The organism is Desulfovermiculus halophilus DSM 18834, assembly GCF_000620765.1.
Taxonomy (GTDB): domain Bacteria; phylum Desulfobacterota; class Desulfovibrionia; order Desulfovibrionales; family Desulfothermaceae; genus Desulfovermiculus; species Desulfovermiculus halophilus.
In genome coordinates this window covers 1-20,845 of record NZ_JIAK01000034.1, presented here as the reverse complement: position 1 = coordinate 20,845, position 20,845 = coordinate 1, and the positions used below count along the sequence as shown (strand labels likewise).

Sequence of the window (20,845 nt, the reverse complement as noted above, 5' to 3'; positions counted from 1 at the left end):
GGGGGGAATCCAAGGGGGGTGTTTCTTCTGTGGAGGGCCGAGGTCCATGGCTCAATGAGCAAGGCGTACAGAGAAATAACCCCCGAATCAGAAGATAGAGATCAGACGTCAGAACAAAGCAGGAAGAAACACCCCCAACCCCTCTCAAGGGGGACGGAAAGAAGGAAGTGTTCGGGAGTCGGCGGTCGGAAAGTGGTAAGCGGGATTCGGTGGTCAGTGGCAGAAGACAGTGAATGCTGGCCGGGAAGGTCTTGATCAGTTCACAGGCCTGGTGCTATTTTCCACCCCCAGCATATCAGGCCTGAGCAAGGGCGACCCGCTTGGGCGGACTGTTGGGGGGCAAACTATCCCGCCCAGATCCCGGTCCTGAAATCCCGGGACCAATCCTTCAAGGCAGCAGACATGGAGATGCCATGCACACAACCCCAGAGGCCCGAATGATGCAGGAGCTGGAGGAACTCCGGGCTCGAAACGAGGAGCTGGAGTCCATGCTCATCGAGTGCAAGCGGGCGGTGGATGCGAATACGGACATGAAGTCCCTGTACGAGGTGGCCCAGGACCTTATTGAGCTCAAACGGGCGGAGGACGCCCTGAAAAAGGAGCGGGACTACTTCAAAAACGTTCTGGACAACTCGGCCGATGCGATCGGGATTGTGGACGCCAAGGGACGGTTTATCCGCTGGAACAAGCGGGCGGAGGAGATGTTCGGCTACAGCTTCGAGGAGCTCAGGGGCAAGTCTGCCTTCGACCTCTATGCGGATCAAGTCCAGATGACCTCCATGCTGGAAACGCTGCGCAGCCAAGGCTATGTCCGGGACACGGAGGTCACTATCCGGACCAAGGACGGGCACATCCTGCCCCTGGGCATGTCCATCAGCCTGCTTCGGGAGCATGGGCGGACCATCGGCAGCGTATGTGTGGCCCGGGACCTGACTCAGATCAAGAAGACGCAGGCCGCGCTGCAGCGCAGCAAGGAGGAAGCCGAGTCCGCCAATCGGGCCAAAAGCGAATTTCTGGCCAATATGTCCCACGAAATCCGGACCCCGATGAATGCCATTTTGGGGTTCAGCGACGTTTTGTTGAACAAGGCCCGGGACGCCCAGAGCAGACGGTATCTGCAGACCATTCTGTCCAGCGGCCAGACCCTGCTGACCTTGATCGATGACATCCTGGATCTGTCCAAGATCGAGGCCGGCAAGCTGGAGATCAGGCCCGAACCCTTGGATCTGCGGGGATTGATTCACGATGTGGAGGCCATGTTTGAGCCATCCTTCGATGAAAAGGGCGTGGACCTGATTGTGGAGATCGCTCCCGACCTTCCCCAGGGCCTTTTTCTGGATCAGGTCCGTATCCGTCAAATCCTGATCAATCTGGTGGGCAATGCCCTGAAGTTTACGGGCAACGGCTTTGTCCGGCTCAGCGTGCGATGGGACTGGAGCGATAGCCGTAGGAGCAGGGTGGATCTGGAGTTCGGCGTGGAGGATACCGGGATCGGGATTCCCAAGGAGCAGCACGAGGTGATTTTCGAGAACTTCAGGCAGCGCAACTCCCAGTCCACCCGGGAGTATGGGGGGAGCGGCCTTGGCCTGGCCATTACCAAGAAGCTGACCGATATGATGGGGGGGCACATAGCTCTGATCAGCGAGGTGAACCAGGGCAGTCTGTTCCGCATCCATCTACCGCAGGTATCCAGGGGGACGGAGGTCCAGTCCAGGGCTCACTGCGGAGAGATCGACCGGTATCTTCCGAGCTCCCGGGTCCTGGTGGTGGATCCGGAACCGGACAGTGCCGAGCTGTTCAGAAGCATTTTGGAGGCCACCTCTGTGCAGGCGGGGTGGGCCCAAAGCGCGAACGAGGCCCTGGAGCTTTGCGAGCGGGATCGGCCGCAGCTTGTCTTTCTGGATTTGCGGCTCCCGGATTTGAGCGGGGAGCACGCCGCAGAGCTGATGAAAAAGCTGATCCCCGGCCTGCCGGTGGTGGTTGTCGCTTCCTCTGCAAACTCTGAAGGGGACAGCAACGGGGTCTTTGACCATATCCTGTCCAAGCCGGTGAGCAAGCGGAAGGTTCTGTCCGTCTGCACCCGGTTTCTCAGCCCTGGCCGGGGGGATGGGTCGGTCCGGAGCAGGGAGCCCGGAAGCTCTCCTGCCGAGAGCTCTGCCGGTGAGCTGGCCTGGGCGTTGCAGGAGGTGGACGACAGGACCCTGGACCGGCTGCGTTCCGAGCTTCTGCCCCGTTGCTCGGAGCTGCGGGAGGCATTGATTATGGACGATGCCTTTGAGCTGGCGGACGATATCAAGCAGAGCGCGGCCAGTTCCCGGGGTATGGCCGAGTGGGCCGGGAAGCTGCAGGACCGGATAGAGGCCTTTGACGTTCGGGGGATTCGAGCCATGCTCCGGGAATTTGAACACAGTGTGGGCGAAGGGTGGCAATAACGGAGTAGGGATGCCGCTAAGGAAACACCCCGAGTCAGAGGACAGAAGACAGAGGACAGAGGACAGACGTCAGAGGTCAGAGGACAGAGGTCAGAGATCAGAGGACAGAAGAGAGAAGAAAGAAGACAGAGGGAAGATAGAAAAAAGCAGAGAAGCAACACCCCCCAACCCCCCTCAAGGGGGGACGGGGCGGGAGATCAGTTGGGGGTTGCATTTTGGAACCCGGCGTTCCTTGAGTCGGATCATCGGTTGAGCAAATTGTGGAAGTGCTTGATTTTTCGGACTGTACCCGGCAGATCGAGTGTAGGGGCGAATAATCATTCGCCCTCTTGGGGCTGAGCAAATAGCAGAGGACAGAAGACAGACGTCAGAGGACAGAAGTCAGAGGACAGAAGTCAGAGGACAGAAGACAGAGCCCAGAAATACAGTCCGAGTGGGCCTTTACAAATCTTCAATGCTTCAGGAAGGTCAGATGCCTGCTGAAACTGATGCCGCGTCTTTGATCTTGATTGTGGACGACAGCGTGACCAATCTTCAGGTCCTGGGCAGCATGCTCCGGGACAATGGATACAAGACCGCTGTGGCTGAAGACGGGGAGGCGGCCCTGGTCTTTGTCCGCCGGCGGAAACCGGATCTCATCCTCCTGGACATCGCCATGCCCGGACTGGACGGGTTCGAGGTCTGCGCCCGGCTCACGGAGGACCCGGATCTGGCCTCCATTCCGGTCATCTTTCTCAGCGTGCGCACCGAGACCTCGGAAAAAGTCCGAGCCTTCAAGTGCGGGGGGGTGGACTACATTACCAAGCCCTTTCAGCGTGAGGAGGTGGTGGCCAGGATCGACGCCCATCTGCAGCTGCAGAAGACCAAAAAGATGCTCCAGACCGCGAATGAGGCCCTGGAGCAGCGGGTGAAGGAGCGGACCAGCGAGCTCATGGCCAGCAACGCCAAGCTGGAAGAGGCCAATATCGCCCTGCGGGTCCTTTTGGAGCAAAAGGACGAAAGCCGGGGGATCATGCAGGAGACCATGGTTTCCAATCTGCAGCAGTCGGTGCTCCCCTTGCTGGCTCAGCTGGAAAGCGAGGGACTGACCGCCAGGCAGGCGACCTGGATGGGCATGATCCGGGCCAGCATCGAGAAGATCCTTTCACCGGCCCAGAAAGGCCTGACCCAGCAGTATGGGTTCACCTCCACCGAAACCCAGCTGGCCGAGCTGATCAAACAGGGCTTGAGCACCAAGGAGATCGCCTCCATGCTCAAGCTGTCCAAGCGAACCATTGATACTCACCGGAACAACATGCGTAGAAAACTCGGTCTGGCCAATACCTCCCGAAACCTCCGGGCCTGCCTTCTGGACCTGGAATCCGCGGGCGACGCCGGATCTCCTGGTGCGTAGATCGCCTACGTATTTTGTCCACAGTTTTCCCGCATTGTATCTTACCTGGCTGATTTGTAGATTCTTTCAGGTACACTGGAAAGTCTGAGGCCGAAGAGGCCCCGAGCTCAGGCTTTCCCCTTTCCGCAACAGCCAGCCGTGGAACCCAGGGGTCTGCATACCGGCCATTATTAAGGGGGTGATGCCCAGCAAAGAGACCTGTGCACAATTTTCAGCGAACGCCTGGTCTGGTCCGGCGCGGTGGAGGCCATGGCCATGGCCTGGACTTGGTGACGATGCGGTGCTGACACATTCTTTTGCAAGGAGTAAACGCGCATGATTTTGACTGAAAAAACCTTGGCCCGAAAGATTCTGGTTGGGGTCAGCGGCATTTTTCTCCTCCTTTTCATTATTGGCCACATGCTGGGCAATACAACCATTTTCTGGGGTCCCGCCGGCCTGAACAGCTATGCCCACCATGTGCAGAGCCTCGGCCCCCTGCTGTGGCTGGAGCGGCTGATCATGCTGCTTCTGGTCTCAATCCACATCTATTTCGGGATTACGCTGACCCTGGAAAATCGCCAATCCAGGTCCACAAAGTATGTTCGGCGCACATACCAGCGAAGCACAATCTTTTCCCGGACAATGATCTACAGCGGTCTGGTCATCCTGGCCTTTATCATCTATCACCTCTTTCACTTCACCTTTCAGCTCACCCATCCGGAAATCTCCCATCTGACGGACAGCGCAGGGCGGCACGACGTGTACACCATGGTTGTGGGAAGTCTGCAGGGCTTTTTCGTCTTTTTGATCTACGTCATCGGCCTGGCGGCCCTGTTTTTCCATCTCAGTCACGGCGTTCAAAGCCTGTTTCAGACCATGGGCTGGAATACTGACCGGACCATGCCGGCCATCACCAAAGGCGGCCGGATTGCGGCTGTGATCATCGGCATCGGTTTTCTGGCCGTACCGCTGGCGGTCTTTCTCAGAGTCTTGAATATTTAGGGGGTCAATCGTGATACTCGACGGCAAATGCCCAAGCGGTCCGCTCAAGGACAAGTGGGACAACCATCGGCAGGCCATGAAGCTGGTCAATCCGGCCAACAAACGCAAATACAAAGTCCTGGTGGTGGGCAGCGGCCTGGCCGGGGCCTCGGCGGCAGCCAGTCTGGGCGAGCTGGGCTACAATGTGGAGGTCTTCTGCTATCAGGACAGCACCCGGCGGGCCCATTCCATCGCCGCCCAGGGCGGGATCAACGCCCCCAAGAACTACCCCAACGACGGGGACAGCATCTACCGCCTGTTCTACGACACGGTGAAGGGCGGGGACTTTCGGTCCAGAGAGGCCAATGTCTATCGTTTGGCCACGGTCAGCTCCGAGATCATCGATCAGTGCGTGGCACAGGGAGTACCCTTCGCCCGGGACTACGCCGGCTATCTGGTCAACCGCTCCTTCGGCGGGGCCCAGGTCTCCCGGACCTTCTACGCCCGGGGGCAGACCGGGCAGCAGCTTCTGCTCGGGGCCTATCAGGCCATGTCCAGGCAGGTGAAGGCCGGAACCGTGAGCATACATCCCCGGACCGAGATGCTGGATCTGGTGGTCGTGGACGGAGAGGCCAAGGGAATCATCGTCCGGGACATGGTCAGCGGACGGATCGAGTCCTACGCCGGAGACGCCGTGGTCCTGGCCACCGGCGGATATTCCAACGTCTTCTACCTGTCCACCAACGCCATGGGCTGCAACGTCACCGCGGCCTTTAGGGCCCATAAGCGGGGAGCCTTTTTTGCCAATCCCTGCTACACCCAGATCCACCCCACCTGCATCCCGGTCACCGGAACCCACCAGTCCAAGCTGACCCTGATGTCCGAGTCCCTGCGCAACGACGGGCGGATATGGGTCCCCAAAAAACAGGGCGACAACCGGCCGCCCCAGGAAATCCCGGATGCGGAACGGGACTATTATCTGGAACGCAAGTACCCCAGCTTCGGCAACCTGGCTCCCCGGGACATCGCCTCCAGGGCGGCCAAAGAGGTCTGCGACGAGGGACGCGGCGTGGGGCCCACCGGCTTTGGGGTGTACCTGGATTTTTCGGATGCCATCAAGCGGCTGGGACGCACGGCCATTGAAGAACGCTACGGCAATCTGTTCGAGATGTACGAGTTGATCACCGCGGAAAACGCCTACCAGCAGCCCATGCGCATCTATCCCGCCCCGCACTATACCATGGGCGGCCTGTGGGTGGACTACAATCTGGAGAGCAACCTCCCGGGGCTGTTTGTCATCGGGGAGGCCAACTTCTCGGATCACGGGGCCAACCGCCTGGGGGCCAGCGCCTTGATGCAGGGCCTGGCCGACGGATACTTCGTGCTGCCCTACACCATCGCCAACTACCTGGCCCAGACCACTCCGGGCAAGACAGGTCCGGAGGACGATGCGTTCAAGGCCACGACCCGGGATGTTCAGGACCGGATTCAGAGCCTGCTCTCGGTGCAGGGCACAAAGACGGTCAACGAGTTTCACCGGGAGCTGGGAACCATCATGTGGGAGAACTGCGGCATGGCCCGGAGCGAGGAGAGCCTGAACCATGCCCTGCAGGCCATCCCCGCCTTGCGGGAGGAGTTCTGGAAGAACGTAGCGGTCCCCGGCCAGGGAGAGGATCTGAATCAGGAACTGGAAAAGGCCCTGCGAGTGGCCGACTTCCTGGAGTTCGGCGAGCTCATGGCCCACGACGCCTTAAACCGCAACGAGTCCTGCGGCGGGCACTTCCGGGTCGAGTATCAGACCGAGGACCACGAGGCCAAACGCGACGACGACAACTATGCCTATGTGGCGGCTTGGGAGTTTACGGGCGTGGGCCAAAGGCCGGAGCTGCACACAGAGCGCCTGGACTTTGAAAACGTTGAACTGGCCGTAAGGAGCTATAAGTAATGAATCTCACACTCTACGTATGGCGGCAAAGCGGCCCTCATGACAAGGGCGGAATGGAGCGCATTGAGGCCACGGATGTGAGTCCGGACATGTCCTTTCTGGAAATGCTCGACGAGGTGAACGAAAAGCTCATCCGGGAGGGCAAGGAACCGATCGCCTTTGATCACGACTGCCGGGAAGGCATCTGCGGAGCCTGCGGCCTGGTCATCAACGGAATACCACACGGTCCCGGGGAGCGGAGCACGACCTGCCAGCTGCACATGCGCCATTTCCAGGACGGAGAGGTGGTCTACATCGAGCCCCTGCGGGCCAAGGCCTTCCCCTCGGTCAAGGATTTGGTGGTGGACAGGAGCGCCCTGGACCGGATCATCGAGGCCGGGGGGTATGTATCCGTGGGGACCGGCCGGACTCCGGAAGCGAATGTCATTCAGGTCCCCAAGCGGGACGGGGACCAGGCCATGGACGCGGCCGAATGCATCGGGTGCGGGGCCTGCGTGGCCGCCTGCCCCAACGGCTCGGCCATGCTGTTCGTGGGCGGCAAGGTCTCCCACCTGGCCTCCCTGCCCCAGGGCAAGCCGGAGGCGGCCCAGCGGGTGCAGAACATGAGCGGGGCCATGTTCGACTGCGGGTTCGGGAATTGCTCCAACCACTACGAGTGCGAAGAGGTCTGCCCCAAGAAGATCGATTTGAAGTTCATCGCCAAGCTGAACCGGGAGTACCAGAAGTCGGTGTTTTCGAGGAAGTAGCCGATAGCCGGCGCTCCGGCTGCCTGAAACCTCTTGAGTGAGGAGACGCTATGCGGAATATAGATGCCCAGGAAATCCACGCCCGGGTGAGGGATATGGTCATGCATGCGGCCACCCATCTGCCCCGGGATGTGGAGCAGGCCCTGGAGAAGGCCAGGGACGCTGAATCCACGGATACGGCCCGGGAAATCCTCGGCCAGCTCCTGGAAAACGCCCGTCTGGCCCGGGAGAGCAACCTGCCCTTGTGCCAGGATACGGGGGTGGCCGTCTTTTTTGTGGAGATGGGCGCCGAGTGCCGGGTCCAAGGCGGAGATCTGACCGAGGTCTTGAACCAGGCCATGATCGAGGCCTATGAAAAGGGCTTTCTGCGCAAATCCCTGGCCCATCCTTTGACCAGGGCCAATACCGGAAACAATGCCCCGGCCTTTATCCACTACGAGGTCGTGCCCGGGCAGGAGCTGAAGATCCAGTTCATGGCCAAGGGCGGGGGAAGCGAGAACATGTCCAGATGCACCATGCTCACTCCGGCCCAGGGCTGGGAGGGGATCAAGGACTTTGTCCTGACCCGGATGGCCGAGGCCGGTCCCAATCCCTGTCCGCCGACCATCGTGGGCGTGGGTGTGGGCGGGACCTTCGACCTGGCCCCTATGCTGGCCAAAAAGGCCCTGTTCAGGCCCCTGGATCAGCCCCATCCGGATCCGGAGATCGCGGCCCTGGAAGATGAGCTCCTGCAGGGAATCAATGAGCTGGGCATCGGACCTATGGGACTGGGGGGCACAACCACCAGCCTCGGGGTGCGGATGAACATCTCCCCCTGCCATATCGCCAGCCTGCCTCTGGCGGTCAATGTCCAATGCCATTCATCCAGACATGAGGAGGTTGTGCTCTGATGCAGACTCACAAACTGACCACCCCGTTGACGGATGAGGCGGTCCGCCAGCTCAAGGCCGGTGATGTGGTCCTGCTTTCGGGGACCATCTATACCGCCCGGGACGCGGCCCACAAGCGGATTGTCCAGGCCCTGGACCGGGGGGAGGAGCCGCCGTTTCCCCTGCAGGGAGCAGTCATCTACTACGTGGGACCCACGCCCGCTCCTCCCGGACGGCCCATTGGCTCTGCCGGGCCGACAACCAGCTACCGGATGGATTCCTTCGCCCCCCGCCTGTACGGCCTGGGGGTCAAGGCCACCATGGGCAAGGGCAAGCGGGCTCCGGAGGTCAAGGCGGCCATGCAGGAGCACAATGCCGTGTACCTGGGCGCTACAGGCGGAGCGGGGGCCCTTCTCTCCCAGCGGATCACCCAGGCCAAGGTCATCGCTTACGAGGACCTGGGACCGGAAGCGGTCAGGGAGCTGGTGGTGGAGGAGTTTCCAGCCCTGGTGGTCAACGACGCCTACGGCGGAGAGCTGTACGTGACCCCCAAGAGGTAAACCCGGCGGCAGGAAACGCAAGGTCCACTGAATACACAGAATCAGGGAGAAATGCATGAGCGTACCAGCCAAAAAAGTGGCCGCAATCACATCAGCCGTCTACGCCTGCCTTGGAGTTGAGGCCCAGGCCCAGCCCGCGGCCCAGTCCCCGGCCCGGCCCAGATTTCAGGTCGGCAGCCCCTGGGCCATGTCTGGGCGGCAGGCCATGATGGACAGGAAATACCATGTGCAGTTCCGGCTCAACCGTTGATCCGGGGCGGAGCGGAGGATTACCAACCAACATGCCTGCCAAAGCACAGGCACGCTTAGGCTAATGAAACAGACGAAATTGAGGGCGGATAGCAGGCCGCCCGGCCCTCACGTGGAGGCAGGACTTTGTACTTTGCAGAGAGGTTCGAACTGCAAGTGAGTGCCGGTTCTAGAAGAAATGGACAGTGGTTGAGGGCAACCGCGTCCTGCAACAACACACAGCAGAGCACGAGTGCAAGGAGACGCATATGAGTGAAGAACATGGGAAGCTCGTGGCCGGGTCCCTGGATGAGTCGGTGAAGGCCACCAATCCTCTCAAGATTCAGGACTTGACCTTCCGGGACGGACATCAGTCCCTGTTCGCCACCCGGGGGCGGACTGAGGACCTGATCCCCATTGCCGAGGAGATGAACAAGGTCGGCTTTTTCGCCATGGAGGTCTGGGGCGGAGCCACCTTCGACACTATGCACCGCTTTTTGGGCGAGGACCCCTGGGAGCGGATCCGGACCCTGAAGAAGTACATCCCGGACACCCCGTTCTCCATGCTCCTGCGGGGGCAGAATCTGGTCGGGTACCGCAACTACGCGGACGACGTGGCCGAGGCCTTTGTGGAACGCTGTTGCGTGAACGGAATCGACGTCTTCCGGGTCTTCGACGCCTTGAACGACTACCGGAACTTCGCCACGGTGGTCAAGGTGATCAAGGAGCACGACAAGCACTTCCAGGGCTCCATCTGCTTTTCCTTGACCGAGCGGCGCATGGGCGGACCAGTGTACAACCTGGAGTACTATAAGACAAAGGCCAAAGAGCTGGAGGACATGGGGGCGCACACCATATGCATCAAGGATATGGCCGGACTCATAGCCCCCTACGATGCCTATGAGCTGGTCAAGACCTTAAAAGAGACCGTGCATGTGCCCATTCACCTGCATAGCCATTTCACCTCCGGAATGGGCGATCTGTCCATGCTCAAGGCCATTGAAGCCGGGGTGGACATCATCGACGTCTGCCTCGCCCCCTGGGCCTATCGGACCTCTCATCCCGGCCTGGAGCCCCTGGTCGTGGCCCTGCAGGGCACGAGCCGGGATACGGGCTTTGATCTCAAGCAGCTGACCAAGTGCTCCGAGCACTTCATTAAGATCACGCCCAAGTACAGGCACCTGCTGGACGACCGGATTTCGGTCATCGACACCAATGTCCTCCTGCATCAGACCCCGGGGGGGATGCTCTCCAATCTGGTCAATCAGCTGCGGGAAATGGATGCCATCGACCGCCTGGACGACGTGTTCAAAGAGCTGCCCAGGGTGCGCAAGGAGCTGGGCCAGGTGCCGCTGGTCACCCCCACCAGCCAGATCGTGGGCACCCAGACCGTGAACAACGTCCTGTTCGATACCGAAGAGGAGCGGTACAAGATGATCACCGCCCAGGTCAAAGACCTGTGCTACGGGCTGTACGGCAAGACCCCGGCCGGCGTGGATCCCGAGGTCCAGAAAAAGGCCCTCAAGGGCTATCCGCGGGGAGAAGAGCCCTTTGACGGACGGCCGGCGGACATCCTGGAGCCGGAGCTGGACAAGGCCAAGAAGGACGTCGAGGACCTGGCCAAGGATATCGACGATGTGCTTATCTACGCCTTGTATCCGACCACTGGCAAGCGGTTCCTGAAGTGGAAGTACGGTCATGAGGAGATGCCGGACGAGGTGAAGACGCCCCGGACCCTGGAGGAAGGCCAGAAGATCGTGGACCTGATTGAGAAGGCCAAGAAGGGACTTGTGGTTGAGAAATCTGAAGAAGCACCAGCCAAAGGAGACGATGTGCGGACATTCAATGTGTTTGTAGACGGCGAATACTACAAGGTTGAGGTGGAGCAGGTCGGCGGCCAGCCAGTGGTCAGCTCGATCGCTCCGGCCGGCCCCCAGCCGGCGCAGCAGCCGGCCCAGCCCGCCGCCCAGCAACAGCCGGCTAAGCCGCAAGCCTCGGAAGCTCCGAAAGCGGCTCCGGCCTCGGGAACAACAGTCGAAGCCCCCATGCCGGGGATGATCATCCGGTTTGAGGTCAAGGAAGGCGAAGAGGTCAGTGAAGGGGATCCCCTGCTCATTCTGGAGGCCATGAAGATGGAGAACTCCATCAACGCCCCGACTTCCGGGACGGTGAAAGAGATCAGGTTCAAGGAAGGGGAAAGCGTGAAAAAGGGCGATGTGATGGTGGTCATCGGCTAACGGACAGGAGGAGCTTGAAGATGAAGACACGCAAGAAGATTACCGTGGTAGGCGCAGGTTTCGTCGGGGCCACTGCAGCCCACTGGGCGGCCCTGAAGGAATTGGGCGACGTCTGCCTGATAGATATCGTGGAAGGCCTGCCCCAGGGCAAGGGCCTGGACCTGCGTCAGTCCTCGCCCATTGAGGGGTTTGATTCGGATGTGGTCGGAACCAACGACTATGCAGACACTGCTGACTCGGACATCGTGATCATCACAGCCGGGCTGCCCCGCAAACCGGGGATGAGCCGGGACGATCTGCTGGCCAAGAACACCGAGATCGTCAAGGGGGTCACCGAGCAGGTGGCCAAGTACTCCCCTGAGGCGGTGATCATAGTGGTGGCCAATCCCCTGGATGCCATGGTCTACGTGGCCCACAAGGCAAGCGGGTTCCCGCCGCACCGGGTTCTGGGAATGGCCGGAGTCCTGGACTCGGCCAGGTTCCGGACCTTCATCTCCATGGAGCTGGACGTCTCGGTGGAAGACGTGAACGCCTTTGTTCTCGGCGGACACGGGGACAGCATGGTTCCCCTGCCCAGATACAGCACAGTGGCCGGCATCCCTCTCCCGGACCTTCTGCCTGCGGACAAGATCGAGTCCATGGTCCAGCGGACCAGAGACGGCGGAGCGGAGATCGTGGGCCTGTTGAAGACCGGAAGCGCCTTTTTCGCCCCTTCGGCCGCCGCAGTGGAGATGGCCGAATCCATCCTCAAGGACAAGAAACGGATTCTGCCCTGTGCAGCCTACTGCGACAAGGAATACAACGTGGGCGGCTACTTCGTGGGCGTACCGGTCAAGCTCGGGGCCAACGGAGTTGAACAGGTCATCGAGATCTCTCTGCTTCCCGAAGAGCAGGCCGACTTCCAGAAGTCGGTGGATGCGGTCAAGGGACTGGTGGAGAAGATCGAGGTCTAGGATGATGTCCCTTTGGCATCGGCCGGGCATGTCAGCATGCCCGGCCTGCGTTGAATCCTTGGTGATAAGGAGAAATTCATGGCTCAGGAAGGGAAACGATATCGGATTTTGATCGGCAAGCCGGGATTGGACGGACACGACCGGGGAGCCAAATGCATTGCCCGGGCCCTGCGGGACAACGGGTTCGAAGTGGTCTATACCGGCATACGGCGAACGCCGGAAGAGATCGCTGTGGCTGCAATCCAAGAGGATGTGGACGCCATCGGGCTGTCCTCCTTGTCCGGGGCCCATCTGCAGCTGTTTCCGGAGGTGATCCAAAGCCTGAAAAAGCACGATGCATCGGACATCCCGGTCATCGGCGGCGGGATCATCCCGGAGGAAGATGTGCCTGTGCTCAAGGACCACGGGGTCAAGGCCGTGTTCAATCCAGGGACGAGCATGGAGGAGATCATCTCCACCTTTCGCGGTCTCTGCGAGTAGAAGAAGACAGAAGACAGAAGTCAGAGGACAGAAGACAGAGGACAGAAGACAGAGGACAGAAGTCAGAGGTCAGAAGTCAGAGGAAGACAGAAGACAGAAGGCAGCAGGCAATAGCCGGTGGTCGGAAGGCAGAAGACAGGCAAAAGAAAGAAGACGGAAGAGACATACATCAAGGATAGAGGACTGAGGTCGGAGATCCGGTTGGATACGGATGTTAGAGAGAATGAATCAGCATTGGAACGGGAATGGATATACAAAGCATCAAACACGGGATTGGAGCAGGAAACAGCCGGGCCCTGGCCAAGGCCATCTCCCTGGTTGAGGACGGGGCGGAAGAAGCTGATGAGCTTCTGGCCTCCCTGGATGCGTCGCGCATCGACTCCAGCGCCGTGATCGGGATTACAGGCGCTCCCGGAGCCGGCAAGTCAACCCTGACCGACAAGCTTGTCGCCGTCTGCCGGGAACGGGGCAAAAAGGTGGGGGTGATCGCCATTGATCCGTCTTCGCCCATCTCCGGCGGGGCCATCCACGGGGACCGGATTCGGATGATGCAGCACGCCCTGGACACCGAGGTTGTGGTCCGTTCCATGGCCACCCGCGGCCGGCTGGGCGGACTGTGCGCCGCGGCCGGGGCCGCGGCCCGGATTATGGCCAGCGCGGGCTGCGATCCGATCATCATCGAAACCGTGGGTGTCGGACAGTCGGAAATGGATATCATCCGGATAGCCGACGTCACAGCCCTGGTCTCCGCACCCGGGCTGGGCGACGATATCCAGGCCTTAAAAGCCGGCCTGCTGGAAGTTGCCGACCTCATGGTGGTGAACAAGGCGGACAAGCCCGGAGCGGAGATGCTGGCCATGGAATTAAATGAGATAGCCCGGGCCAAGGGGCGGCAGGTGATGATGACTGTTGCCGCGCAGGGCACGGGAGTGCCCGAGCTCTTTGACGCCATGCGGGAAATTTTCGAGTCCAAGCGGTCCTCCGGAGAGCGGGACGCACAGCGGACCGAATGCCGGAACATGGAAGTCGTGGACTGGGGCCTGGAAATGCTCCGCCCGTACTTGTACGCCCAAAGCCAAAAGCAGGATCTGGAGACGGGAGGAGATCCCAGGATCAGAGCCAAACGAATCGTGGACAGTCTGCTGGCTTGCGGAAAAGACCGGTAGGGCTGCGAATGAGCCATCTTCCGGAGTGAAGCCAGTGGACGGATAACCTGAACACGAGGCCTCTGCCGGCCTGAATGCCTCCAGAGGTCTTGCCTCGGGCCGGGCATGCAGAGCGCTTGCAGGTCAGAATTATAAAGGGGTGACGCGTTATGTCCAAGCATCCGAAGTTGCAGGAATGGGAAGAGAAAGTCCTGGCCAAGGCCCTGGAAAAGTTTCCGGAGCGCAAGGACGAATTCAAGACTGTCGGCGGACTGGAGGTGCCCCGTCTGGGCCTGCCCCAGGAGGTCGACGAGGACTATATACAAAAGCTCGGTTTTCCCGGTCAGTATCCGTTTACCCGGGGTGTTCAGCCCACGATGTACCGCTCCCGGCTGTGGACCATGCGCCAGTATGCCGGGTTTTCCACAGCCAAGGAAACCAACCAGAGATACCGCTACCTCCTGGATCAGGGACAGACCGGGCTTTCCGTGGCCTTCGATCTGCCCACCCAGATCGGGTATGACTCCGATCATCAGATGAGCAAGGGCGAGGTGGGCAAGGTCGGGGTGGCCATCGATTCCATGGCCGACATGGAGATCCTTTTCGACCAGATCCCCCTGGGCAAGGTGTCTACATCCATGACCATCAACTCCCCGGCAGCCGTGCTTCTGGCCATGTACGCGGCAGTGGGCGAGAAGCAGGGCGTGTCCATGGACAAGATCAAGGGCACGATTCAAAACGACGTGCTCAAGGAGTATGTCGCCCGGGGGACGTTCATCTTTCCTCCCCGCCCCAGCCTGCGGCTGATCACCAATATCTTCGAATGGTGCAGCGAGAACACTCCTTCGTTCAACACCATCTCCATCTCCGGCTACCACATCCGGGAAGCCGGATCGACCGCGGTGCAGGAAGTGGCCTTCACCCTGGCCAACGGCTGCGCCTACGTTCAGGCGGCCCTGGATGCCGGTCTGGATGTGGATGTTTTCGGCAAGCGGCTGTCCTTTTTCTTCAACGCGGCCACCGATCTGGTGGAGGAAGTGGCCAAGTTCCGGGCCGCCCGCCGGATGTGGGCCAAATTGATGCAGGACCGGTTCGGGGCCAAGAACCCCCGCAGCTGGATGCTCCGCTTCCACACCCAGACGGCCGGGCACACCTTGACCGCCCAGCAGCTGGACAACAACGTGGTCCGGGTCACCCTGCAGGCTTTGGCCGCGGTTCTGGGCGGGACCCAGTCCCTGCACACCAACTCCAAGGACGAGGCCCTGACCCTGCCCACCGAGAGCTCGGTACGCACGGCCCTGCGCACCCAGCAGATCATCGCCCATGAGTCCGGAGCGGCCAACAGCATCGATATCTTCGGCGGCTCCTATCTCATCGAAGAGCTGACCGACAAGATCGAGGACGAGGCCTGGACCCTGATGCAGAAGATCGAGGATATGGGTGGGGTGATTCCGGCGATTGAGCAGGGATTCATCCAGCGCCAGATCGAGGACTCGGCCTACGACTACCAGATGAAGGTGGAGAACAAGGAGCGGATCGTGGTCGGGGCCAACGAGTTCCAAAGCACCGAGGACATCAAGGTGCCGTTGCTGCGCATCGATCCGGAGGTGGAAAAGGCCCAGGTGGAACGGGTCCAGGCGGTCCGGGAAAAGCGGGACAACGACCAGGTGCAGAAGGCATTGAGCGCCCTGCGCCAGGCGGCCCAGTCCGAGACCAATGTCATGCCCTCCATTGTGGAGGCGGTCAAGACCTACGCCACCATCGGGGAGATCTGCGACGTCATGCGCGAGGTCTTTGGCGAGCATCGGGAGTAATGCCACACATCCAGACAAGGAAGCAGGATTATGTCTACGCAGACGACACAGCAGAAAATTGAAGAGCTTCTAGAAAAAGAAAAGGCCATGCTGGCCATGGGCGGGGAGAAGGCTGTGGCCAAGCACAGGGAAAAAGGCAAGCTGACTGCCAGGGAACGCCTGGAACGCCTTTTCGATCCCGGCACATTCGAAGAAACGGATATGTTCGTCAAGCACCGGTGCGTGAACTTCGGGATGCAGGATGTGGATATCCCCTCCGAAGGAGTGATCACTGGCCACGGCCTGGTGGGCGGCCGTCCGGTGTGCGCCTATGCCCAGGATTTCACCGCCCGGGCCGGCAGCCTGGGCGAGATGCACGCCAAAAAGATCTGCAAGATCATGGATCTGGCCCTGAAGTCCGGGGTGCCCATGGTTGGGCTGAACGACTCCGGGGGAGCCAGAATCCAGGAAGGTGTGGACGCTTTGTCCGGATACGGGCAGATCTTTTTCCGCAACTCCAACGCCTCCGGGGTGATCCCCCAGATCTCGGCCATAATGGGGCCGACGGCCGGGGGAGCGGTGTACTCCCCGGCCATGACCGACTGGATCTTCATGGTCAAGAACACCAGCTATATGTTCATCACCGGGCCGGAGGTGATCAAGTCGGTGACCGGGGAGGAAGTGAGCTTTGAGGACCTGGGCGGGGCCCTGGCCCACAACACCAAGAGCGGAGTGGCCCATTTCGCCTGCGACAGCGACCAGCAGGCCATCGACGAGATCAAGAAGCTGCTCTCCTTTCTGCCCTTGAACAACATGGAGGACCCGCCGGTGGCCGAGTCTCAGGACGCCCTGGACCGCCAGGCCCCGGAGCTGGACGCCATCATTCCGGACAATCCCAACCAGGCCTACGATATGAAGGCGGTCATCCGGGCTTTGGTGGACGACGGGGACTTCTTCGAGCCCCACGAGCACTACGCTCAGAACATGATCGTCGGACTGGGCCGCCTGGGCGGCCATCCGGTGGGCATTATCGCCAATCAGCCCCAGGTATTGGCCGGATGCCTGGATATCGACGCCTCGGACAAGGCCACCAGGTTCATCCGCTTCTGCGACGCCTTCAACATCCCCCTGCTGACCATCGCCGACGTACCGGGCTATCTGCCTGGAACCCAGCAGGAATGGGGAGGGATCATCCGGCACGGGGCCAAGCTGCTGTGGTGCTACTCCGAGGCCACTGTGCCCAAGATGCTTCTGGTCACCCGCAAGTCCTACGGCGGATCCTATCTGGCCATGTGCTCCAAGGACCTGGGCGCGGATATGGCCTTTGCCTGGCCCACGGCCGAGATCGCGGTCATGGGGGCCAGCGGGGCGGCCAACATCATCCACCGCAAGGAGATCAAGGAGGCGGAGGATCCTGATGCCAAGCGCAAGGAGAAGATCGCAGAATACGACGATATCTTCGCCAATCCATACCGGGCGGCCAACCGGGGGTACATCGATGCGGTCATCCTGCCCCGGGAAACACGGCCGCGCCTGATCAGGGCCCTGGATATCCTGAACAGCAAGCGGGAGGTCCGGTCGCCCAAGAAGCACGGGAATATACCGGTCTAGAGCAGAAGACAGAAGACAGAGATCAGAGATCAGAGATCAGAGGTCAGAAGTCAGAGATCAGAAGTCGGTGGTCTGTGGTCAGTGGTCGGCCTCCGGCCTGGATCCGGCGGATCGGGTGGAGGGGCGAATAATTATTCGCCCTTTCTGGGGCTGAGCAGAAGACAGAGGACAGAAGACAGAAAAAAACGGCGCAGGCAAGCTTGGCTGGTTTGGTCAATGAACAAACCAGCGGGCAAACCGCGCTGGAAAGAGGGGAATGCTATGTTACAGAAGATCGATCATTTAGGTATAGCGGTCAAGTCCTTGGATGAGGCCATTGCCTATTACGAAAAGGCCTTGGGCCTGAGCTGCGAGAAAGTGGAAGAGGTGGAGACCCAGAAGGTGCGGACCGCCTTTTTTCAGGTCGGGGACACCCATATCGAGCTCTTGGAGCCCACCTCGGAGGAGAGCCCCATCGCCAAGTTCCTGGCCAAGAACGGGGAGGGAATCCATCATGTGGCCTTTGCCACGGATGATATCGATTCTCAGCTTCAAAACGCCCAGGACGCGGGGATCAAGCTGATCAATCAGGAGCCGGTGCCCGGGGCCGGGGGCAAGAAGGTGGCCTTTTTGCATCCCAAGTCCACGCATGGGGTGCTGACTGAGTTCTGTTCCAAGTAACCGGTTTCAGCTTCGGTCCTCGGGCGGCGACGTCAGGGGTGAACCGTTGATGCAACCGCTGATTTCAGGAGTACGTACGCATGAAGATACACGAATATCAAGCCAAAGAGCTTTTTGCCAAGCAACAGATCCCCATCCCCAAGGGCTATCTGGCCACCAGCACAGAACAGGCCGTGGATGTCGCGGATCAGCTGGGGGCCTACCCGGTGGTGGTCAAGGCCCAGATCCACGCCGGGGGCCGGGGCAAGGGCGGCGGCGTCAAGCTGGCCTGGTCCAAGGACGAAGCCAAAGAGGTTGCCTCCAGCATATTGGGCATGAACCTGGTCACCCATCAAACCGGTCCTCAGGGACAGCCGGTGAAAAAGGTCCTGGTGGAGCAGGGTCTGGACATTGCCCAGGAGCTGTACATGAGCGTGATCCCGGACCGGGCCTCGGCCCAGGTGGTGATCATGGCCAGCATGGCCGGGGGAGTGGATATCGAAGAGGTCGCGGAGAAGACACCGGAAAAGATCATCAAGGTGGCGGTTGATCCCATGCTGGGAATCCAGGCCTATCACTGCCGGCAGGTCGCCTTTGGACTGGATCTCCCGGCCGAGGCCAGGAAGGAGTGCATGGCCCTGGTCAGCAATCTGTACAAGCTGCTCATGACCTACGACTGCTCCCTGGTGGAGATAAATCCCCTGGTCCTGACCTCGGACAACCGTCTCCTGGCCCTGGATGCCAAGATGAATTTCGACGACAACGCCTTGTTCCGGCACAAGAACATCCTGGAGTACCGGGACCTGGACGAGGAGGATCCTCTGGAAGTGGAGGCCTCCAAGTACGGTCTGAACTACATCAAGATGGACGGCAATGTGGGCAACATGGTCAACGGGGCAGGACTGGCCATGGCCACCATGGATATCATCAAGAAGGCCGGGGCCGAACCGGCCAACTTCCTGGACGTTGGCGGCGGGGCCAGCGCCGAGATGGTTGAAAACGGATTCCGGATCATTCTCGGGGACGGGAATGTGAAGGGGATCTTCATCAATATCTTCGGCGGGATCCTGCGCTGCGACGTCCTGGCCCAGGGCGTGGTTCAGGCCGCGACCAAGGTTGGACTCAATGTCCCGGTGGTGGTCCGCATGGAAGGGACCAATGTGGAACAGGGCCGGCAGATCCTGGCTGAATCCGGCCTGGATCTGCGCACGGCCAAGGACTTGGCGGACGCCGCCCGGCAGGTAGCCGCCCTGGTCAACTAGCTGATTGTAATCTGAAGGATACGCTATGAGTATATTTGTCAATAAAGATACCAAGGTCATTGTGCAGGGGATCACCGGCCGGGAGGGACAGTTCCATACCCGGCAGTGCGTGAGCTACGGGACCAATGTGGTTGCCGGCTCCACCCCGGGCAAGGGCGGACAGGAAATGGACGGCATTCCGGTCTACAACACCGTGCGCCAGGGGGTTGAAGAGGCCGGGGCCAACTGCAGCCTGATCTTTGTCCCTCCGGCCTTTGCCGCGGACGCCGTCCTGGAGGCCGTGGACGCCGGTGTGGAGCTGGTGGTGGCCATTACCGAAGGCATCCCGGTTTTGGATATGATGCGGGTCAAGAACTACATGCAGAACAAGCCGGTCCGGCTGATCGGGCCCAATTGCCCGGGGATCACCACCCCCGGGGAGAGCAAGGTGGGGATCATGCCCGGCAACATCCATATCCCCGGCGGCCCCATAGGAGTGGTCTCCCGTTCCGGGACCCTGACCTACGAGGTTGTGGATCAGCTGACCAAGCAGGGCATCGGCCAGACCACCTGCCTGGGTATCGGCGGCGACCCGGTGAACGGGACCAACTTCATCGACTGTCTGGAGGCCTTTGAGCAGGACCCGGAGACCAAGGGCATCGTCATGGTCGGCGAGATCGGCGGGGACGCTGAGGAACGGGCCGCGGAATACGTCCAGAAGCATCTGAGCAAGCCGGTGGTCGGCTTCATCGCCGGGCTGACCGCCCCTCCGGGCCGTCGCATGGGCCATGCCGGGGCGATCATCAGCGGCAAGAGCGGCACCGCCCAGGGAAAGATCGAGGCCATGCGGGCCGGCGGGATCCATGTCTGCGAGGATCTGGGCACCTTGGGGGAATTCTGCAAGGACGTCTTTGCGGTTTAGAAAGAAATATTACTCAACTCCTTGAGAACGCATAAAAACCGACAAACAGTCTTGACGCATGTGTAGGGTTACGCTACAGTTCGTCAATCCTGTTGAAGAAGCATGGCCCTTCATGCCGGTATTACCGGCATGAAGGGCATATAGGTGGATTATGAGCAAAGAAGCGCAATCTCCTGTTCGATCCCGGAACGATGTATACAAGGATGCACCAGTATCAGGTTTCGGCCGGCGGGAGCCGGATTTTTCGACCATGGGCCGGAAGATCGATAACCAGTACGCCAAGCACCGGGACGTGGTCGTGGTTCAGGCCTGCCGGACGCCGTACGGCCGTCTGGGGGGCAAGCTCTCCGGATACGACGCCCCGCAGCTGGGGGCTTTGGCCATTCAGGAGGTCCTGCGCCGGGTGGAGGGCAAGGTCTCCGGCCAGGACGTGGACTATGTGGTCATGGGCCAGGTGGTCCCGGCCGGCTGCGGGCAGGTCCCCGGGCGCCAGGCCTCCATCCTGGCCGGGCTGCCGGAGAGCGTGCCGTGCATCACGGTGAACAAGGTCTGCTCCTCCGGGATCAAGACCGTGGATCTGGGGGCCCAGATGATCCAGCTGGGCCGGGCGGAGATCGTGATCGCCGGAGGCCAGGAGTCCATGTCCAACTGCCCCTACTCCCTGCCCGAGATGCGCCAGGGGAAGAAG

At 60.5% G+C, this 20,845-nt stretch carries 18 protein-coding genes; all 18 read left to right on the top strand.

Annotated features, from left to right (window positions below):
• Positions 1-413 precede the first annotated feature (413 nt).
• Positions 414-2,432 carry a PAS domain-containing hybrid sensor histidine kinase/response regulator gene (locus tag N902_RS0113020; protein WP_027371274.1) on the top strand — a complete coding sequence of 673 codons (2,019 nt, stop codon included), beginning with the start codon at positions 414-416 and terminating at the stop codon, positions 2,430-2,432.
• 472 nt (positions 2,433-2,904) lie between these two features.
• The gene (locus N902_RS18870; protein WP_051564582.1) at positions 2,905-3,825 is read left to right on the top strand and encodes a response regulator transcription factor; all 921 of its coding nucleotides are present in this window, start codon (positions 2,905-2,907) and stop codon (positions 3,823-3,825) included.
• Positions 3,826-4,140: 315 nt separating this feature from the next.
• On the top strand, positions 4,141-4,809 hold the full coding sequence (locus N902_RS0113010) for a succinate dehydrogenase cytochrome b subunit (RefSeq protein ID WP_027371273.1): 669 nt from the start codon (positions 4,141-4,143) through the stop codon (positions 4,807-4,809).
• Between the two features lie 10 nt (positions 4,810-4,819).
• Positions 4,820-6,733, top strand: a complete 1,914-nt coding sequence (locus N902_RS0113005; RefSeq protein ID WP_027371272.1) for a fumarate reductase/succinate dehydrogenase flavoprotein subunit — start codon at positions 4,820-4,822, stop codon at positions 6,731-6,733.
• Positions 6,733-7,479, top strand: a complete 747-nt coding sequence (locus tag N902_RS0113000; RefSeq protein WP_027371271.1) for a succinate dehydrogenase/fumarate reductase iron-sulfur subunit — start codon at positions 6,733-6,735, stop codon at positions 7,477-7,479. The genes N902_RS0113005 and N902_RS0113000 overlap by 1 nt, the downstream gene beginning before the upstream one ends.
• A 50-nt stretch (positions 7,480-7,529) precedes the next feature.
• Positions 7,530-8,369, top strand: coding sequence for a fumarate hydratase (locus tag N902_RS0112995; RefSeq protein WP_027371270.1), 840 nt, complete (start codon positions 7,530-7,532; stop codon positions 8,367-8,369).
• Positions 8,369-8,908 carry a Fe-S-containing hydro-lyase gene (locus N902_RS0112990; protein WP_027371269.1) on the top strand — a complete coding sequence of 180 codons (540 nt, stop codon included), beginning with the start codon at positions 8,369-8,371 and terminating at the stop codon, positions 8,906-8,908. The genes N902_RS0112995 and N902_RS0112990 overlap by 1 nt, the downstream gene beginning before the upstream one ends.
• Positions 8,909-8,963: 55 nt before the next feature.
• Positions 8,964-9,158: a hypothetical protein gene (locus N902_RS0112985; protein WP_027371268.1), complete on the top strand. Its 195-nt coding sequence runs from the start codon at positions 8,964-8,966 to the stop codon at positions 9,156-9,158.
• A 247-nt stretch (positions 9,159-9,405) separates the two neighbouring features.
• Entirely contained in the window at positions 9,406-11,373 is a 1,968-nt protein-coding gene (locus tag N902_RS0112980) for a pyruvate carboxylase subunit B (protein ID WP_034622840.1), read from the top strand.
• 20 nt (positions 11,374-11,393) lie between these two features.
• Positions 11,394-12,326, top strand: a complete 933-nt coding sequence (gene mdh / locus N902_RS0112975; protein WP_027371266.1) for a malate dehydrogenase — start codon at positions 11,394-11,396, stop codon at positions 12,324-12,326.
• A gap of 78 nt (positions 12,327-12,404) precedes the next feature.
• Positions 12,405-12,806, top strand: coding sequence for a cobalamin B12-binding domain-containing protein (locus tag N902_RS0112970; protein WP_027371265.1), 402 nt, complete (start codon positions 12,405-12,407; stop codon positions 12,804-12,806).
• Between the two features lie 245 nt (positions 12,807-13,051).
• Entirely contained in the window at positions 13,052-13,972 is a 921-nt protein-coding gene (gene meaB / locus N902_RS0112965) for a methylmalonyl Co-A mutase-associated GTPase MeaB (RefSeq protein WP_034622838.1), read from the top strand.
• Between the two features lie 149 nt (positions 13,973-14,121).
• Positions 14,122-15,765, top strand: a complete 1,644-nt coding sequence (locus N902_RS0112960) for an acyl-CoA mutase large subunit family protein (protein ID WP_027371263.1) — start codon at positions 14,122-14,124, stop codon at positions 15,763-15,765.
• A gap of 30 nt (positions 15,766-15,795) precedes the next feature.
• Positions 15,796-17,355: an acyl-CoA carboxylase subunit beta gene (locus tag N902_RS0112955; RefSeq protein ID WP_034622836.1), complete on the top strand. Its 1,560-nt coding sequence runs from the start codon at positions 15,796-15,798 to the stop codon at positions 17,353-17,355.
• Between the two features lie 261 nt (positions 17,356-17,616).
• Entirely contained in the window at positions 17,617-18,015 is a 399-nt protein-coding gene (gene mce / locus N902_RS0112950) for a methylmalonyl-CoA epimerase (RefSeq protein ID WP_027371261.1), read from the top strand.
• Between the two features lie 80 nt (positions 18,016-18,095).
• The gene (gene sucC, locus N902_RS0112945) at positions 18,096-19,256 is read left to right on the top strand and encodes an ADP-forming succinate--CoA ligase subunit beta (protein ID WP_027371260.1); all 1,161 of its coding nucleotides are present in this window, start codon (positions 18,096-18,098) and stop codon (positions 19,254-19,256) included.
• A 25-nt stretch (positions 19,257-19,281) separates the two neighbouring features.
• Positions 19,282-20,157 (top strand): succinate--CoA ligase subunit alpha, encoded by an 876-nt coding sequence (gene sucD / locus N902_RS0112940; protein WP_027371259.1) that lies wholly within the window; start codon positions 19,282-19,284, stop codon positions 20,155-20,157.
• A 151-nt stretch (positions 20,158-20,308) separates the two neighbouring features.
• The coding region (locus tag N902_RS17875; RefSeq protein WP_034622841.1) for a thiolase family protein at positions 20,309-20,845 on the top strand (537 nt) is incomplete at its 3' end.

Bases quoted from the DNA above. Each gene is read 5' to 3' on its own strand.
- N902_RS0112985 (WP_027371268.1), top strand. From the start codon at position 8,964: ATGAGCGTACCAGCCAAAAAAGTGGCCGCAATCACATCAGCCGTCTAC.
- sucD (WP_027371259.1), top strand. From the start codon at position 19,282: ATGAGTATATTTGTCAATAAAGATACCAAGGTCATTGTGCAGGGGATC.
- N902_RS0113000 (WP_027371271.1), top strand. From the start codon at position 6,733: ATGAATCTCACACTCTACGTATGGCGGCAAAGCGGCCCTCATGACAAG.
- N902_RS0112995 (WP_027371270.1), top strand. From the start codon at position 7,530: ATGCGGAATATAGATGCCCAGGAAATCCACGCCCGGGTGAGGGATATG.
- N902_RS0112960 (WP_027371263.1), top strand. From the start codon at position 14,122: ATGTCCAAGCATCCGAAGTTGCAGGAATGGGAAGAGAAAGTCCTGGCC.
- N902_RS0113020 (WP_027371274.1), top strand. From the start codon at position 414: ATGCACACAACCCCAGAGGCCCGAATGATGCAGGAGCTGGAGGAACTC.
- mdh (WP_027371266.1), top strand. From the start codon at position 11,394: ATGAAGACACGCAAGAAGATTACCGTGGTAGGCGCAGGTTTCGTCGGG.
- mce (WP_027371261.1), top strand. From the start codon at position 17,617: ATGTTACAGAAGATCGATCATTTAGGTATAGCGGTCAAGTCCTTGGAT.
- N902_RS0112980 (WP_034622840.1), top strand. From the start codon at position 9,406: ATGAGTGAAGAACATGGGAAGCTCGTGGCCGGGTCCCTGGATGAGTCG.
- N902_RS0112955 (WP_034622836.1), top strand. From the start codon at position 15,796: ATGTCTACGCAGACGACACAGCAGAAAATTGAAGAGCTTCTAGAAAAA.
- N902_RS0112990 (WP_027371269.1), top strand. From the start codon at position 8,369: ATGCAGACTCACAAACTGACCACCCCGTTGACGGATGAGGCGGTCCGC.
- meaB (WP_034622838.1), top strand. From the start codon at position 13,052: ATGGATATACAAAGCATCAAACACGGGATTGGAGCAGGAAACAGCCGG.
- N902_RS18870 (WP_051564582.1), top strand. From the start codon at position 2,905: ATGCCTGCTGAAACTGATGCCGCGTCTTTGATCTTGATTGTGGACGAC.
- N902_RS0112970 (WP_027371265.1), top strand. From the start codon at position 12,405: ATGGCTCAGGAAGGGAAACGATATCGGATTTTGATCGGCAAGCCGGGA.
- N902_RS0113010 (WP_027371273.1), top strand. From the start codon at position 4,141: ATGATTTTGACTGAAAAAACCTTGGCCCGAAAGATTCTGGTTGGGGTC.
- sucC (WP_027371260.1), top strand. From the start codon at position 18,096: ATGAAGATACACGAATATCAAGCCAAAGAGCTTTTTGCCAAGCAACAG.